The organism is Microbacterium murale, from assembly GCF_030815955.1.
GTDB classification, from domain to species: domain Bacteria; phylum Actinomycetota; class Actinomycetes; order Actinomycetales; family Microbacteriaceae; genus Microbacterium; species Microbacterium murale_A.
In genome coordinates, this window is record NZ_JAUSXK010000001.1 from 3,247,411 (window position 1) to 3,259,692 (window position 12,282).

The following is a 12,282-nucleotide window of genomic DNA, read 5'->3' on the forward strand; positions in this document are numbered from 1 at the left end:
GACACGACGTGATCGATGCTCGGGCCCGAAGGTGCGTGTTGCGCGGCCGGGGACGACCATGCCAACCACGGATCGAGGAGAGATCAATGATCATCGATACCCATGTCCACCCGACCAACCTGGTCGACGAGGCGTGGCGCCACACCGGCACCCCGTTCACGGGCGAGCGCGCCATCGAAATGATGGACGGCCCGTTCTACGTCAACGGCAAGCCGCGACGCGTCGACGTCTCGTGCATCATGCCCCCGCCTGGCAACACCGCCTGGCGCGAGGGTAACAAGACCGGTCGCGAGGGCATCCGCGAGTACATGTCCTACGTGACCGAGCTCACGCAGCAGTACCCGGACCGTTTCGTCGGTCAGTTCATCTACAACCCGCGCTTCGGCCCGGAGAACGGCGCTGCGGAACTGGAGTTCCATGTCAAGGAGCACGGTTACAAGATGCTCAAGCTCCATGCGAACATGCACTCGTACCGCCCGGACCGCGCGCTGGACTGGCTGCGACCGGCGATGCGCAAGTGCGCCGAACTCGGCGTGACCGTGCTCATTCACACTGGCGACGGGCCGTATTCGATCCCGACGCAGTTCTATCCGATCATCCGGGAGTTCCCGGACGTGAACTTCATCATCGGCCACTTCGGCGTGCAAACCGGCGGCGTGTACTGCTTCGAGGCGTTCTGGATGATCCAGGACTCCCCGAACGTCTACGGCGAGTCCGGCTGGCTGCTGCAGTCGCGCATCGTCGAGTTCGCCAAGGAGATGCGCAAGAGCCGGCTCGTGTTCGGTACGGACTCGCCGCCGAACGAGCCCGGAATGTGGGCCCGTGAGCTCGAGGTGCTCGGCCACAAGCCGCCGCAGGGCCTGAACACCTCTGAGGATGACCTCGAGGGCTACTTCGGCAACAACATGGCGAAGTTGCTCGGCCTCCAGCCGACGCCGCCGCCGAAGGATGTCGCTGAGGCTGAGGCTTACCTGCGCGGCGAGATCCCCCAGGCGTCCGCTGACAACCGTCATGCGGACCACTACCGCGGCTACGAGCCCGACTCGTGGGCGGACGATTCGTCTCCCGCGGAAATCGAGGCGCGCGCGGGGGCGCTGGCGTAGCCCGGCCGGAAGGCGAGGGGGTCGCGTCCTTCGGGACGTGGCCCCCTCGTGGCGGCTTTAGCATGAAGAGGGTTGAGTCAATCGCGCGGATGACGCGGGCGAACAGTCGGAGGCTCGGACGAAGAGGGCGGTATCGTCAGAGGGGGGAGGGCACAGCATATGTCGAGAGCAGCGTTGGCGACACTGAGGCCGCTCGTGGAGCGCGATCACCTCGCCGAGCGCACGTATCAGGTGATCCGTGCTGCCGTGCTGTCGGGGGATCTGCCTCCTGGCACGCCGCTCAGCGTGCCAGAGCTGGCCCGCCGGCTCGAGGTGAGCCGGAGTCCCGTTCGCGAGGCCGTGCAGAGGATCATCCACGACCAACTCGCAACTCACGTGCTGCACAGCGGTGCCGTCGTCAGCCGCGTCGACGGCGAGGACCTGCGCAGCCTGTATGTTGTGCGCGAGCTGCTGGAGGGCCTGGCTGCGCGGCTGGCGACGGAGGCCGCTGACCAGCCGGGTCTGGATGCTCTTTCGGACCTTCTCACTGAGCACGAGCGCCTCTTTGATGAGGGCGCCCGCGATGATGATGATGCTTCCGACGGTGGGCCGTCGGAAGAGGCTGGGCAACGCCACATCGAGCTGGACACCCGTTTCCACCGCGCGATCCGCGACCTTGCCGGCAACCACCACCTCAGCGACATCCTGGACTCGATCGTCGATCGTTCTCACTCGGCGATGCATACGTTATGGGGCGGCGAGGCTCCGGCGCGACTCGCCCTGGAGGAGCATCGGCGGATTGTCGAAGCGATGCTCTCCGGCGATCCGGCAGCCGCCGAGGAGGCCGCACGCGACCACGTCGTGAAGCTCGGCATCCGGTTGCGCCGCACGCCGACGCAGTAGGGCCGCCGCTTACGGCTGCAGTGTCGCGCTACGTCCACTCTTGCTACGTCGTCGTTTCGACCGCAAGGTTGCATGCAGATCAGGCGACTCGTCGTCGGCACTTGCCACTCTCTGCGGAATAATAAGGGTTGACGCTTCGTTTATTACATGCAATATTCAGTGAATGAGCCGCACTCGCGACTCGAAGCCGCAATGATGCGAGAGGAGCACCCGGTGGAACGCACACCCAGACGCCTGATCGTCGCTCTCACAGGCGCGAGCGCGCCGCACCTCGGCATCCACCTGCTTGAGACGCTGCGCGATCTCGGAACCGTGCAGACCCACCTGATCATCTCCGGAGCTGCGCATCGTACGCTGGAGATCGAGACCGGCCGGCGGGCCTCCGACATCGCGTCGCTCGCCGACGTCGTGCACTCGCGCAGCGACATCGCCGCGTCCATCGCCTCCGGATCGTTTCTCACGCTCGGCATGGTCGTCGTGCCGTGCTCGATGAAGACGCTCGCCGGCATCGCGCTCGGGTTCTCCAGCGACCTCATCACCCGCGCCGCTGACGTGACGCTGAAGGAACGCCGTCGCCTGGTGCTCGTCGCCAGGGAGACACCGCTCAGCCTCGTGCACCTGCGCAACATGGTCGCGGTCACAGAGGCAGGAGCGGTCGTGCTGCCGCCGATGCCTGCGTTCTATCAGCGGCCGCAGTCTATCGACGACGTGCTGGCGCACCTCACCGGCAAGGTGCTCGATCAGTTCGGCATCGAGCACGACCTCTTCCCGCGCTGGCAGGGCGCACCAGTTACCGACCGTCAAGGAGCGACCGCATGACCTCCCCCGCACTGGCCCCGGGATCCAGCCCCGTACTCTCCTCGCACCAGGACGCGCACGCTTTCCTCGCGGCCTATCATGATGCCCATCCTGAAGACGTCCTCGACATCACCGCGGAGGTACCCGCCGACGAAGGTGTCACCGGTCTCATCTACGAGCTCGCCGCCGACCGCCGCGCCGAGATGCTCTGGTGCCACGATGTCGCGGGCGTGGACGTGCCCGTCATCGGCAACGTCTTCGCCTCGCGCACTCGGATCGCCCGCATGCTCGGCGTGGAACCGACCGCGCTGCATGAGGAGTATCACCGCCGGGCGAGCAACCCGCTGCCGATGCAGCTGCTTGACGACGGGCCGATCTTCGACGTGATCGTCTCTGGCAACGATGTCGATCTGGCCGCGGTGCCTGCGCTCACCCACTTCGCCTCGGACCGCGCGCCGTACATCACCAGCGGGATCATCATCGGCGAAGACCCCGACTCCGGCGTCGGCAACATGAGCTATCACCGCTCTATGGTGCACTCGCGCAACGAACTCGCCACGAGCCTGCATTCCCGTGGGGATCTGTGGCGAATGCTCCGCCGCTACTCCGACCGAGGTCAGGCCATGCCAGTCGCGATGGTGATCGGTGGGCATCCTCTGTTCATGCTCGCCGCGTCGTCGCGCATCGGCTACAACGAGGATGAGCGAGAAGTCGCCGGGGGTCTCCTCGGCGAACCGCTCCAGGTCGTGCGCACCCCCAAACACGGCATCAAGGTGCCTGCCTGGGCAGAGTTCGTGCTGGAGGGCACGATCAGTGCGGATGCTTACGCGGAGGAGGGGCCATTTGGGGAGTTTTCCGGCTACTCCTCGAATCGCTCGACGAACAATGTGTTGCGTGTCGACACGGTGCTGCGCCGACGCGACGCGATCCTCGTCGACGTAGAGGGTGGCAACACCGCTGAGCATCTGAACCTCGCCCGGATCCCGCGCGAGGCCGAGATGGCGCAAAAGGTCAAGGAGCGCTTTCCGGATGTCGTCGCCCTGCAGTATCCGACGTCGGGCACGCACTTCCACTGCTATGTGTCGCTCCGTCAGCAGCGCCCAGGTGCCGCCAGGCAGGTGATGTTGGGTCTGCTCGGTTGGGATCCGTATGTCAAGACGGTGATTGCCGTCGACGAGGATATCGACATCACCGACGATTCCGAGGTGTTGTGGGCGCTTGCCACGCACTTCCAGCCACATCGCGACATGTTCACCGTTGGAGGCCTCCCCGGTTCGCCGCTGGATCCGTCCTCCGGCAGCGACGGCACCACTTCCCGGCTCGCGCTCGATGCAACCCGGGGCGCCGACTTCCACGGGGAGCGCATCGTCATCTCCGACGAGGCCCGCTCCCGTGCCCGCATCCTGCTCGATTCCCTGACCGACTCCACGACCTCGCACCATGACTCCACCTCCACGGAAGGATCCCGATGAACATCGATGTGAGCACCCCCAAGGTCCCGCGCGCCACGGCCGACGCCGCCAAGATCCCGGTCACGGTGCTGACCGGTTTCCTCGGATCCGGCAAGACCACCCTGGTCAATCACGTGCTCACGGCCGAGCACGGCGAGCGCATCGCCGTGATCGAGAACGAGTTCGGCGACATCCCGATCGACAACGCGCTCGTGATCGGTGGCGACGAGAAGATCATCGAGATGAGCAACGGCTGCTGCCTGTGCTGCACGGCGCGCACCGACCTCATCGACATCCTGAACACGCTCGTCGAGCGCAAGGACAAGATCGATCGTGTCCTCATCGAGACCAGTGGAATGGCCGACCCGAATCCGGTCGCGCAGACGTTCTTCGTCGATGACGACGTCGCCGAGCACTTCCGGCTCGACGCGATTGTGACGCTCGTCGACGCGAAGCACATCGAACAGCACCTTGACGAGCTGCAGGTCGACGGCGTCGGTAACCAGGCGAGTGACCAGATCGCTTTTGCCGACCGGATCGTCATCAACAAGGTCGACCTCGTGAGTGCCTCCGACGTGGAGCGGATCGAAAACCGACTGCGCGGGATCAACCAGTCGGCCGGCACCCTCACGTCTGAGCATGGACAGGTCGATCTGACGCAGATCCTCGGCATCTCGGCCTTCAACCGCAGCGGGGCGAACCCCGGCGAGAATGACTGGCTGCACGACGACGTGCACGAGCACGAGCCGACGCTGTCGTCGGTGTCGGTTGAGATGGCAGGCCAGATCTCGCTCGACGCGCTGCGCGACTGGCTCGATGCCCACGTCGCCGCGCACGGTGATGACCTGTACCGACTGAAGGGTATCGTCCGCGTCGCCGGTGCGGAGCTGCCGCACGTCGTACAGGGGATCCATCAGCTGTGGGACGTGATTCCTGTTGATCTTCCGGAGCCGGCCGTCTCGACGCTCGTGTTCATCGGCAGGAATCTGGACCGTGAGTCGCTCACCGCGGAGCTTGCGGCATGCGTCGTGGAGCAGGTATTGGTCGGGTGAGCTGATAAGGCGGCGGATCAGGCGTGCAGTGCCTCATTCAGCGTGACGCCCACTCCGGCGCGCTGCTTCGCCTCGATGGCCCCGGTGATCGAGTTGCGCCAGAACAGCAGTCCGTTCTTGCCTGACAGCTCCGCTGCCTTAACGACGCGCTTGCCACCGTCGGCGGTGTTCGGTCCGTCGACGAGTACGACTTTGGAACCGGCGGTGATGTACACGCCTGCTTCGAGGATGCAGTCGTCGCCGAGCGCGATTCCGAGCCCGGCGTTCGCACCCAGCAGCGTGCGCTCACCGATTGACACGCGCACGGTGCCGCCGCCCGACAGCGTGCCCATGATCGAGGCGCCACCGCCGATGTCGCTGCCGGCGCCGACCACGACGCCCTGGGAGATGCGTCCTTCGACCATGGACGCGCCGAGGGTGCCGGCATTGAAGTTCACGAAGCCCTCGTGCATCACGGTGGTCCCGGGGGAGAGGTGGGCGCCGAGGCGCACGCGGGAGGCGTCCGCGATGCGGACGCCGACGGGCTGCACGTAGTCGGTGAGACGCGGGAACTTGTCGATGCCCTGCACCTGGATGCTGTGGCGCTGCAGCAGTGGACGCAGACGCGCTGCGTCGGCGGGGAGCATTGGTCCGGCCGTCGTCCAGGCGACATTCGGCAGATGCGCGAAGATGCCGTCGAGGTTCAGGTCGTTCGGGCGCACGACGAGGTGCGACAGGGCGTGCAGGCGGAGGTACGCATCCGCTGTGGAGGCCGGAGCCTCGTCGAGGTCGATCTGCAGCTGGACGAGCTCCGTGCGCACGTTTCGCCGGTCGTCGACGTCTGCCAGCGACTCCCAGGTGGCCACTGCGGCCGCGGCGTCTCCGGCGTTGATCTCCCCGGAGATGACCTCGGGGAACCATGCATCCAGAACCGTGCCGTCTCCCGCGATCGTGGACAGTCCGACACCCCATGCAGTACGCGCGTTGCTCATGGCATCCACGCTATCGAACTTCCGAAAGCACATCGCCCTGAAGGCTACGCTGGAGAACATGCTGCTCGATCTGACTGCTTCCGCCATCGACCTCACCAGGGCGATCTGCGACATCCCCAGCGTCTCCGGTGACGAGGCGACCCTCGCGGATGCAATCGAGGAGGCCGTGCAGGAGCAGCCGCACCTCGAGGTGATCCGGCACGGGAACACGATCGTCGCACGTACGAATCTCGGGCGCAGTCAGCGGGTCGTCATCGCCGGCCACATCGACACGGTGCCGATCAACGACAACGTACCGACCCGCGACGTCGACATCGACGGCGAGCCGCACCTCTGGGGACGCGGCACGGTGGACATGAAGGGCGGCGTCGCGGTTCAGCTCAAGCTCGCGGCCGACCTCACCGCACCCGTGGTCGACATCACATGGATGTGGTACGACAACGAAGAGGTCGCCGCATCCCTCAACGGACTGAACCTGCTGGCGGCCGACCGGCCGGATCTCTTCACCGCAGACTTCGCGATTCTCGGTGAACCGTCCAACGGCCAGGTCGAGGGCGGATGCAACGGCACGCTCCGCGCGATCGTGCGCACTCGCGGCGTCCGTGCGCACAGCGCGCGCGCCTGGATCGGCGAGAACGCGATCCATCGTGCAGCGCCCATCCTCTCGCGTCTCTCCGAGTACCGTGCCAAGGAGGTCGAGGTGGAAGGCCTTGCCTACCGCGAGAGCCTCAGCGCGGTGCGCATCATCGGCGGCGTCGCGGGCAACGTGATCCCTGATCTCTGCGAGGTCGAGATCAACTACCGTTTCGCGCCGAGCAAGACCGCGGCTGATGCGGAGGCGCACGTGCGCGGTGTGCTCGAAGGTTTCGAGGTCGAGATCACCGACTCGGCCGACGGCGCCCGGCCGGGTCTGGATGCCCCGATCGCCCAGCAGTTCGTCGCCGCCGTCGGCGCCGAGCCGCGCCCCAAGTACGGCTGGACGGATGTCGCGCGCTTCTCGGCGCTCGGCATCCCCGCGGTCAACTACGGACCGGGCGATCCTCACCTCGCTCACCATGACGAAGAGCGTGTGCCGCTTGCGCAGATCGACGCGGTGGAGCAGGGTCTGCGGGCGTGGCTCACCGCACCCTGATCACGGCCGCGCGACGGTGGGCGAACGTCCCGGTCACCGCGCGCATCGCGGTGATCTACGTCCTCGGACGGCTGGTCACAACCGGGTTCTTCGCCCTCGCTGCTCACCTCTCCGGCCCCGGCTCGCGCTTCGGGGCTGATGCGAGCATCGGCAGCTTCATTCTCGGCTGGGACGCGCAGTGGTACTGGCTGGTCGCGTGGGAGGGGTATCCCGCTACGTTGCCGTTGACGGAATCAGGCCAGGTGGCCGAGAACGCCTGGGCGTTCATGCCGCTCTACGCATACGCAGCGCAGGTGATCGGCATCCCGTTCGGATCCTGGGGTGTGGGCGCGCTGCTGATCTCTCTCGTCGCGGGATTCTTCGCATGCGTGGTGCTGTACCGGCTGCTGCGCGGGCGCATCGGTGATTCGGCCGCATTGTGGGCCGCCACGTTCTTCGCGTGGGGGCCGCTCGCGGCGCTGTTCCAGGTCGGGTACGCCGAAGTGCTGTTCGTGCTGCTGCTGCTGGTCGCTTTGGACCTCGTCGCCCGGCGCCGCTTCGTCTGGTTGTACCTCGTCATCGTGCTGATGGCGTTCACCCGCCCAGGAGTTCTCGCCTTCGCCCTGTATCTCGGGTTGTACGGCATCCTGCGATGGGCGCGTCGGCGCACGGATCCGCTGCCTGCACGAGAGGTCGTGCACATCGTCGCGCTCGGTGCGCTGGCGACGGCGACGGGCTTCGCGTGGCAGGTGATCGCAGGCATCGGGACGGGAGACCCCGGCGCTTACCTCGCGACAGAACTCTCCTGGCGCCGCAACTGGGGGATCGACGCCGTCGGCTTCATACCGTTCGACGGCTGGTTGCAGGCCGCGCAGTTCTGGTTCGCTCAGTGGGGAATGCCGGGCTGGTGGGGGGTGGTCGTGCTGCTGCTGCTCGTGGGAGGTGCCGCTGCGGCACTGTCGTTCGCACCGCAGGTGCGCAGGATCGGTGTCGACCTGCGGCTGTGGAGCGCGAGCTACCTGCTCTACCTGCTCGCAGTCTTCTTCCCGCAGTCGAGCACGTTCCGGCTGCTGATGCCGCTCACGCCGCTGTGGGGTGCCGTCGCCGTGCCACGGTCACGGATCTATCGCCTCGGTGTGCTGGCGTTCTGCCTTCTCGGCCAATGGGCGTGGATCTATCACATGTACGCGCTCGGGAACGCCTACTGGCAGGTGCCGTGACCCCGCGTTCATGACGTATTCTTCCGCCGTGCGCACCGAGGCGGAAGCATACCGATAAACTTGATGCATACCACCGGAGGAAAAGGAGCCACGATGGCAGCGATGAAGCCGAGGACCGGAGACGGGCCCATGGAGGCCGTGAAGGAGGGACGACTCATCATCGTGCGCGTTCCCCTCGAAGGCGGCGGCCGTCTGGTCGTCTCCGTGAACGATGCCGAAGCGAAGGAGCTTCACGACGTGCTGGCAGGCGTTGTGAGCTGACCTACGATTCACTTCGAAGGGGCGGCGGATCTTCTGATCCGCCGCCCCTTCGAAGTGTGTCGGGTGTCAGTCCCTGTGGATGCTGACGAGCTGCAGCAGTCCCTCGCCGACCGTGGAGATCGCGGCGAGGACGGCGGGCGACTCCTGCGTCTCCTGCACGAGAGAGCGATAGGCGCTCGTGACCGCGTCGCGCTGCACTGGGTCGGCGGCCTTGCCTCCGGCGAGCACGCGGGGAACGAGCACGATGCCACCGGTACGGGCGAGCCGCAGCCCGTGTTCGACGTACTCGATGACGTTCTCGGGGTCGGCATCGACGAGCACGATGTCGTAGGACGCCTCGTTCATACGCGGCAGTACATCGGAGGCGCGGCCGGTGATGAAGCGCGCCTTCGTCGGCGGAACCTTCGCCTCGCTGAAGCTGCGGCGTGCGGCGGCGAGGTGCTCGGGCTCGTTGTCGATCGACGTGAGCACGGCCTGCGGTGCACCGCGCAGCAGCCAGAGTCCGGAGACGCCGGCGCCGGTGCCGATCTCGACGATCGAACGGGCGTTGGATGCCGCGGCGAGCACGGCCAGCTGCGCACCGACCGCAGGGCTGACGGGCGCCGCGCCGAGCTCGATCGCGTGGGATCGTGCTCGCGCTATCGCGGTGGGCTCGATGATGGCCTCGCGGATATAGCGTGCGTTCGCGTCGTTCTCGCTCATGACCCTGCTCCCGTGGAATTGCTGCTCTGTTCAGAGTATTCGCAAGCGATGTAAGACGGAGGCAGGCGCGGCGGGTAGCCTGTGTACATGGATTTCGGGCTCACCTTCGAGAAGTTGCTGCTCATCGGTGTGCTGGCGGCGGTCATCATCGGTCCAGAGCGCCTCCCGAAGGCGGCAGAGACTTTCGCCGGCTTCGTGCGCCGGGCGGGTGAGTACCTCCGTGACACCAAGAGCAAGATGCGTGATGAGATCGGCCCGGAGATCGACGACGTCGACTGGCGCAAGCTCGATCCGCGACAGTACGATCCCCGCAGGATCATCCGCGATGCGTTGATGGACGATGCGCCGTCGGCGACCACGGCTGCCTCCTCGGCGGTGACTGCCAGCGCTGCGACGCCGGTGCTGGACCCACCACGCTCGCCGCTGGTCCGGCCGGAGTTCACCAGCGCCACTCCACCGCCATTCGACCTCGAGGCGACCTGACTCAGATCTTCGACTTGAGCCTGGTGATGTCGGCATCGCTCAGCAGTGCGCGAGGCACAGCCGTGACGATCGAGGCGCCGCGGAGCTGAAGGATCGCCGCGTGCCGCCCCACACGGACGGCGCGGAACGTGGAATACGCCATGTCGGAGACGCCGTTCTTCGCGAACAGCTTGATCGTCTCCTCGCCGAGGCTCACTCCTACGGAGGACCCCGACGGCATGGCCGTGGTGATGGCCCGCCGCACCTGCGCTCGTGTGAACACGATGGACGCGACGGCGAACGCCGCGATCGCCACGAGTGTCCACGTCAGTGTCGTCGTCTGCTCATCGTCCACTCCGCCGACGATGGAGAGCACGATCGCGTTGAGCACGAAGGCTGCGAGCAGTGCGGTGTAAGCGACCAGGGCGAGGGGGCGGGTCAGCGAATAGATGGTCGCATCCGCGGTCATGCCCCGGAGCAGCTCAGGATCGACGAGCATCGAGCGGGGAGCGGAATCGCTGGTCACCTCAGAAGTCTTTCATGTTGACGCATCTCTCTCACGACAGCGACATCGGTAGAGAACGGCCGGCGAGTCCGCGGCCCTGATGTGCGAGCGTGTCGGCCAACGCCTGGATGGCTTGTGCTGCGGCATCCTTCGGCTCGCCGAGGACGACGGGGATGCCCATGTCACCGCCTGCGCGCAGCGCGGGGCTGAGCGGGATGGAAGCGAGCAGAGGCACTTCTGTCACCGGCTCCGCTTCCGAGTTCGGCTGCCCACCGGATGCGGGCTGCGAGAGCGCGGCGGCGACCTCTGCGCCGCCACCCGAACCGAACAGATCGACCACAGTGCCGTCCGGAAGCGTGAACGCGGTCATGTTCTCGACGACGCCGATCACTCGCTGGCCGGTCTGCCTGGCGACGAGTCCGCTGCGGATCGCGACATCGGATGCTGCGGTCTGAGGCGTCGTGACCACGAGGACTTCGGCGTGGGGGAGGATCTGGCCGATCGAGATCGCGATGTCGCCGGTGCCCGGTGGCATGTCGATGAGCAGCACGTCGAGGTCGCCGAAGAACACATCGGTGAGGAACTGCTGCACGGTGCGATGCAGCATCGGCCCGCGCCAGGCGACGACGGCTTCACCGTCTCGAAGGAACATGCCGATCGAGATGGTCTTCACGCCGTGGGCGACCGGCGGCAGCATCAGATCATCGATGCGCGTCGGCTGCGTGCCCGCCGGGATTCCGAGCAGGCCGGGGATCGAGAACCCGTGCACGTCGGCGTCGACCAGGCCCACGGCGAGTCCCTGCTCGGCCAGCGCGACCGCGAGGTTGGCAGTGAGGGTCGACTTGCCGACGCCGCCCTTGCCACTGGAGACGAGGATGACGCGCGTCAGCGAACCGGGCCCGAACGGCATCTGTCGCGCCGGCCGGCCGTCGCGGAGTTTCTCTGTGAGCGCCTTGCGCTCGGTCGGTGTCATCACTCCGAGGTCGACGGTGACCTCGGAGATGCCGGCGACGGATGCCGCCGCGCGGCGCACGTCGCTCTCGATGCGGTCCGAGGCCGGGCATCCGACGATCGTCAGCGCGATCCCGACGTTGGCGTGCGCGCCGACGACGGTGATGTCGCGGAGCATGTCGAGATCACCGATCGGACGGCGCAGCTCGGGATCCGACACAGCGCCGACGGCTTGGCGCACGCGGTCTTCGAGGGTCATGTGCGCGGGCTGTTCGGCCTGGTCGTGGCGGGACCGGTTCTCGGATCGGTGGCGTCGTCGTCGCGTTCGTCGTCGAGATCGGCCAGCATCGACTTGAGCTCCTGGCGCAGAACGTCGCGCGTCACCGCCTGATTGTTGCGCTCCTCCAGCGCCATGCGCAGCGCGACGATCTCGCGGGCGAGGTACTCGGTGTCGGCGAGGTTGCGCTCGGCGCGCTGACGGTCCTGCTCGATCTGCACCCTGTCACGGTCATCCTGCCGGTTCTGCGCGAGCAGGATGAGGGGAGCGGCGTACGACGCCTGCAGCGAGAGCATCAGGGTCAGCGCCGTGAAGCCGAGAGCGGCGTCATCGAAGCGCAACTGCTCGGGCAGAAGCGTGTTCCAGACGATCCACGCCACGCAGAACAGTGTGAGGATCAGGAGGAAAGCGGGGGTTCCCATGGCGCGAGCGACCCACTCGGTGAACCTGCCGAAACGGTCGCGAGACGTGGGGCGCTGGCGCGTGCTTCCTCGACCGAGCGGGGCATCGAGCGCGGAACGATCGGCCTTGGCCAT

Annotated in this window: 14 protein-coding genes; 9 read left to right on the forward strand and 5 right to left on the reverse strand. The window is 66.5% G+C overall.

Translation table 11 applies throughout. From position 1 onward, the window contains the following. Positions 1–86: 86 nt before the first annotated feature. From QFZ46_RS15710 to QFZ46_RS15730, 5 genes are all read left to right on the forward strand, one after another. Positions 87–1,103, forward strand: coding sequence for an amidohydrolase family protein (locus tag QFZ46_RS15710; RefSeq protein ID WP_307363144.1), 1,017 nt, complete (start codon positions 87–89; stop codon positions 1,101–1,103). 159 nt (positions 1,104–1,262) lie between these two features. Then, positions 1,263–1,985 (forward strand): GntR family transcriptional regulator, encoded by a 723-nt coding sequence (locus QFZ46_RS15715; RefSeq protein WP_307363145.1) that lies wholly within the window; start codon positions 1,263–1,265, stop codon positions 1,983–1,985. A 213-nt stretch (positions 1,986–2,198) separates the two neighbouring features. Continuing rightward, complete coding sequence (locus QFZ46_RS15720) at positions 2,199–2,804, forward strand: UbiX family flavin prenyltransferase (protein ID WP_307363146.1); 606 nt, start codon at positions 2,199–2,201, stop codon at positions 2,802–2,804. After that, positions 2,801–4,255, forward strand: a complete 1,455-nt coding sequence (locus QFZ46_RS15725; RefSeq protein ID WP_307363147.1) for a UbiD family decarboxylase — start codon at positions 2,801–2,803, stop codon at positions 4,253–4,255. The genes QFZ46_RS15720 and QFZ46_RS15725 overlap by 4 nt, the downstream gene beginning before the upstream one ends. Continuing rightward, complete coding sequence (locus QFZ46_RS15730; RefSeq protein WP_307363148.1) at positions 4,252–5,286, forward strand: CobW family GTP-binding protein; 1,035 nt, start codon at positions 4,252–4,254, stop codon at positions 5,284–5,286. Before QFZ46_RS15725 ends, QFZ46_RS15730 begins: the two co-directional genes overlap by 4 nt. A gap of 17 nt (positions 5,287–5,303) precedes the next feature. Here QFZ46_RS15730 and dapD read toward each other — a convergent pair whose 3' ends face one another. Next, the gene (dapD, locus tag QFZ46_RS15735; protein ID WP_307363149.1) at positions 5,304–6,257 is read right to left on the reverse strand and encodes a 2,3,4,5-tetrahydropyridine-2,6-dicarboxylate N-succinyltransferase; all 954 of its coding nucleotides are present in this window, start codon (positions 6,255–6,257) and stop codon (positions 5,304–5,306) included. Positions 6,258–6,315: 58 nt separating this feature from the next. Between dapD and dapE the strand changes: the two genes are divergently transcribed. The 3 genes from dapE (at position 6,316) to QFZ46_RS15750 (ending at position 8,849) form a co-directional block, all read left to right on the forward strand. Continuing rightward, entirely contained in the window at positions 6,316–7,389 is a 1,074-nt protein-coding gene (gene dapE, locus QFZ46_RS15740) for a succinyl-diaminopimelate desuccinylase (RefSeq protein ID WP_307363150.1), read from the forward strand. Beyond that, the gene (locus QFZ46_RS15745; RefSeq protein WP_307363151.1) at positions 7,371–8,588 is read left to right on the forward strand and encodes a hypothetical protein; all 1,218 of its coding nucleotides are present in this window, start codon (positions 7,371–7,373) and stop codon (positions 8,586–8,588) included. The genes dapE and QFZ46_RS15745 overlap by 19 nt, the downstream gene beginning before the upstream one ends. A gap of 93 nt (positions 8,589–8,681) precedes the next feature. Continuing rightward, positions 8,682–8,849 (forward strand): DUF3117 domain-containing protein, encoded by a 168-nt coding sequence (locus QFZ46_RS15750; protein WP_084595462.1) that lies wholly within the window; start codon positions 8,682–8,684, stop codon positions 8,847–8,849. A gap of 66 nt (positions 8,850–8,915) precedes the next feature. Here the strand turns inward: QFZ46_RS15750 and QFZ46_RS15755 are convergent, their stop codons facing one another. Then, entirely contained in the window at positions 8,916–9,551 is a 636-nt protein-coding gene (locus QFZ46_RS15755) for an O-methyltransferase (RefSeq protein ID WP_307363152.1), read from the reverse strand. An 87-nt stretch (positions 9,552–9,638) separates the two neighbouring features. Here QFZ46_RS15755 and QFZ46_RS15760 point away from each other — a divergent pair, with 87 nt between their 5' ends. Beyond that, the gene (locus tag QFZ46_RS15760; protein ID WP_307363153.1) at positions 9,639–10,034 is read left to right on the forward strand and encodes a Sec-independent protein translocase TatB; all 396 of its coding nucleotides are present in this window, start codon (positions 9,639–9,641) and stop codon (positions 10,032–10,034) included. Between the two features lies 1 nt (position 10,035). Here the strand turns inward: QFZ46_RS15760 and QFZ46_RS15765 are convergent, their stop codons facing one another. The 3 genes from QFZ46_RS15765 to QFZ46_RS15775 are packed head-to-tail and all read right to left on the reverse strand — an operon-like array spanning position 10,036 to position 12,282. Further along, a complete protein-coding gene (locus tag QFZ46_RS15765) occupies positions 10,036–10,539 on the reverse strand; it encodes a YcxB family protein (RefSeq protein ID WP_307363154.1) in 504 nt (167 codons plus the stop codon). A 31-nt stretch (positions 10,540–10,570) separates the two neighbouring features. Then, positions 10,571–11,728, reverse strand: a complete 1,158-nt coding sequence (locus QFZ46_RS15770; protein WP_307363155.1) for an Mrp/NBP35 family ATP-binding protein — start codon at positions 11,726–11,728, stop codon at positions 10,571–10,573. After that, positions 11,725–12,282 (reverse strand): DUF1003 domain-containing protein, encoded by a 558-nt coding sequence (locus tag QFZ46_RS15775; RefSeq protein WP_307364634.1) that lies wholly within the window; start codon positions 12,280–12,282, stop codon positions 11,725–11,727. The genes QFZ46_RS15770 and QFZ46_RS15775 overlap by 4 nt, the downstream gene beginning before the upstream one ends.